Below are 1,052 nucleotides of genomic sequence, written 5' to 3' on the forward strand. Positions count from 1 at the left end.
TGGCAAAGGCACGGGCGGGGCTGGCGGGATCAGGCTCGGCGGGTGGACATGCGTGTGCGGCATGCCGACGTGAAGCACCGTCAGGTACGCCGCCGGGAACGCGGGCATCAGCGCCGCGATCGGCGCGGTCAACATCGCGAAACCCGTGTTCAGCAATTCGAGGGGCGCGTTCTGCAGCCCCATCACCGCCCCGATGCCTTGCTCGACTACGCCGAGGACGCCCTTTTCGGGATCGGGAGCTTCGAAGAACGGCGCGAGGGCGTTGTTGATGACGTCGCCCATCGCATCGACTTTTGCGTTGCCGGTGTCCGACACCTGCATCGACTTCGCCGCGGAGGCGACGCGCGCCCCGAAGATGCCGCCACCACCGGCAGCGCCACCGCCAGCTGCGCCACCAGCGCCACCACCGGCTCCGCTGCCTGCTCCGCCTCCAGCGCCACCACCGGCTCCGCCGCCTGCTCCACCTCCAGCACCACCACCGGCTCCGCCGCCTGCGCCACCGCCCGCCGGGGCGCCGCCGCCGGCCGCAGGACCACCCGCGCCGCCTTCACCAGCGGGCCCACCACCCGACTCACCCCAACCGCCGCTGGCGCCACCACCGCCGAACTTCCCACCGTTACCCTGCATGCTGCGCGCCCTGTTGCTGCGTGAGCTCCGCCTTTTCGCGTTCGCACGCGTGAGCCTCACTGAAGAGGTTCGAGAGCCGATACATGGCGATCATGCGATCGAGGATCGAGATCGCGCGTTCGCCGTAGTTGAACTGCTTGGCGAGGTTTTTGCCGTTCGTCCAGGTCTCTTCGGCTTGCTTGAATTTGCCGAGCTGCCACTGCGCTTCGCCCTCTTTTTCCATGGCGTCGCACTTGGTGTACGGGTTCGCGAGCTTGCCGGAACAGGCGCCCGCGTGCTTGAAGTAGCCCTCGGCGTCGTCGGCGCGCTGGAGCTCCATCGACGTCGTGCCCGCGCTGTACAGGTTCTGCTGGAGGGAGACCAGGTTGGCGTCTTCCATCGAGAGCGCGATGCCCTGTTGGTAGAACTTGAGTGCTTCCCGCGGC

2 protein-coding genes are annotated in these 1,052 nt (G+C 68.1%); both read right to left on the bottom strand.

What is annotated here, in order from left to right; translation table 11 throughout:
* Positions 1–321: hypothetical protein (locus tag VF092_01490; GenBank protein ID HEX6745956.1), on the bottom strand; the 321-nt coding region annotated here is incomplete at its 3' end.
* A gap of 295 nt (positions 322–616) precedes the next feature.
* Positions 617–1,052: hypothetical protein (locus VF092_01495; protein HEX6745957.1), on the bottom strand; the 436-nt coding region annotated here is incomplete at its 5' end.

This window comes from Longimicrobium sp., assembly GCA_036377595.1.
In the GTDB taxonomy this organism is placed as follows: domain Bacteria; phylum Gemmatimonadota; class Gemmatimonadetes; order Longimicrobiales; family Longimicrobiaceae; genus Longimicrobium.